Below are 2323 nucleotides of genomic sequence, written 5' to 3'. Positions count from 1 at the left end.
ACGCCACCGCCGGCGCGCCACCTGTCGCCACGTCAACCGGTGAGCCATGCCGGCACCGCAGGCCCGTGCCGTCGCCGTGCCGTTGCCGGCGCGGCCCGTTCCTGGCGGTCGCACCGGTGCCGCCGGGCGCTTCGCCACCACCCCGTCCCTCACAATCCGTTGGCCGTGTCCCACTCAAGGAGAGACGCCGGATGTCCGCACAGTTCTTCCTTCCCGATCCCGAGGGCCTGGTGCCCAGCACCGAGGGCTACTTCGGGGCGTTCGGCGGCAGGTTCATCCCGGAGGCGCTCGTCGCCGCCGTGGAGGAGGTCGCCGCCGAGTACGACAAGGCGAAGGCCGACCCCGCCTTCGCCGCCGAACTCGACGACCTGCTCGTCAACTACACCGGTCGCCCCAGCGCCCTGACCGAGGTGCCGCGGTTCGCCGAACACGCCGGAGGCGCCCGGGTCTTCCTCAAGCGCGAGGACCTGAACCACACCGGTTCTCACAAGATCAACAACGTGCTCGGGCAGGCGCTGCTGACCCGCCGGATGGGCAAGACCCGCGTCATCGCCGAGACCGGTGCCGGCCAGCACGGCGTGGCGACCGCCACGGCCTGCGCCCTGTTCGGTCTCGACTGCACCATCTACATGGGGGAGATCGACACCGAGCGGCAGGCGCTCAACGTCGCCCGGATGCGCATGCTGGGCGCCGAGGTGGTGCCCGTCAGCTCCGGAAGCCGCACCCTGAAGGACGCCATCAACGAGGCGTTCCGCGACTGGGTGGCCAACGTGGACCGCACCCACTACCTGTTCGGCACCGTCGCCGGACCGCACCCGTTCCCCGCGATGGTCCGCGACTTCCACCGGGTGATCGGCGTGGAGGCGCGCCGGCAGGTCCTGGAGCGCGCCGGCCGGCTGCCGGACGCCGTGGTGGCCTGTGTCGGCGGCGGCTCCAACGCCATCGGGCTCTTCCACGCCTTCCTGCCCGACACGGAGGTCCGGCTGATCGGCCTGGAGGCCGCCGGCCGGGGGGTCGAGTCCGGTGAGCACGCGGCGACGCTCACCGTCGGTGAGCCCGGCATCCTGCACGGATCCCGCTCCTACGTGCTCCAGGACGACGAGGGCCAGATCACCGAGCCGTACTCGATCTCGGCCGGTCTGGACTACCCGGGCATCGGCCCCGAGCACGCCTACCTCAAGGACGCCGGCCGCGCCGAGTACCGGCCGATCACCGACGACCAGGCGATGCGGGCCCTGCGCCTGCTCTCGCAGACCGAGGGAATCATCCCCGCCATCGAGAGCGCGCACGCCCTGGCGGGCGCGCTCGACCTGGGCCGGGAGCTGGGCAGCGAGGGACTGGTTGTGGTCAACCTGTCCGGGCGCGGCGACAAGGACATGGACACGGCCGCCCGCTACTTCGGGCTCTACGACGGGGAGTCCCAGCGATGACCGAGAACACCGGAAACCTGGCGCTGCTGAACTCGGTCCTGGAACGGGCCAAGCAGGAGAACCGGGCCGCGCTCGTCGGTTACCTGCCGGCCGGGTTCCCCACGGTGGACGGCGGCATCGCGGCGTGCACGGCGCTGCTGGAGGGCGGCTGCGACATCGTCGAGGTCGGCCTGCCGCACAGCGACCCGGTGCTGGACGGCCCCGTCATCCAGACCGCGGACGACATCGCGCTGCGCGGCGGCGTCCGGATCGCCGACGTGCTGCGCACCGTGCGGGAGGCGCACGCGGCGAGCGGTGCGCCGGTGCTGTGCATGACCTACTGGAACCCGGTCGACCGCTACGGCGTCGAGCGGTTCGCCGCCGAACTGGCGGCGGCGGGCGGGGCCGGCTGCATTCTGCCCGACCTGCCCGTGGAGGAGTCCGACGTCTGGCGCAAGGCCGCCGAGCAGCACGGTCTGGCGACCGTCTTCGTGGTCGCGCCCAGCAGCCGCGACCACCGGCTCGCCACGATCACCGCGGCCGGCAGCGGCTTCGTGTACGCGGCGTCGCTGATGGGCGTCACCGGCACCCGCGACTCCGTCGGCCAGGAGGCCCGGGAGCTGGTGGGCCGGACCCGTGCGGTGACGGAGCTGCCGGTGTGCGTCGGCCTGGGGGTCTCCAACCCGGCGCAGGCCGCGCAGGTGGCCGAGTTCGCCGACGGGGTGATCGTCGGTTCGGCCTTCGTGAAGAAGCTGCTGGAGCACGGCGACGACCTGCCGTCCGGACTGGCCGCGGTCCGGGAGCTGGCCGGGGAGCTGGCGCAGGGCGTGCGCCGCGGCTGAGACGCCCCCGGCGCACTCCCGGCGCTGACGTCGACCGGACCGGGGCCGCGTCGGAGCCGGTGCAACCCGGGC

2 protein-coding genes are annotated in these 2323 nt (G+C 73.1%); both read left to right on the top strand.

Annotation, left to right across the window (positions count from 1 at the left end; translation table 11 throughout):
- The first annotated feature begins 191 nt into the window (after window positions 1–191).
- A complete protein-coding gene (trpB, locus tag ACYVE9_RS23395) occupies window positions 192–1430 on the top strand; it encodes a tryptophan synthase subunit beta (protein ID WP_461029874.1) in 1239 nt (412 codons plus the stop codon).
- Complete coding sequence (gene trpA / locus ACYVE9_RS23390) at window positions 1427–2251, top strand: tryptophan synthase subunit alpha (protein WP_461029873.1); 825 nt, start codon at window positions 1427–1429, stop codon at window positions 2249–2251. Before trpB ends, trpA begins: the two co-directional genes overlap by 4 nt.
- The last annotated feature ends 72 nt before the right edge of the window (window positions 2252–2323 follow it).

Source organism: Streptomyces sparsus, assembly GCF_054776295.1.
This window is presented reverse-complemented; position numbering and strand designations above follow the sequence as displayed.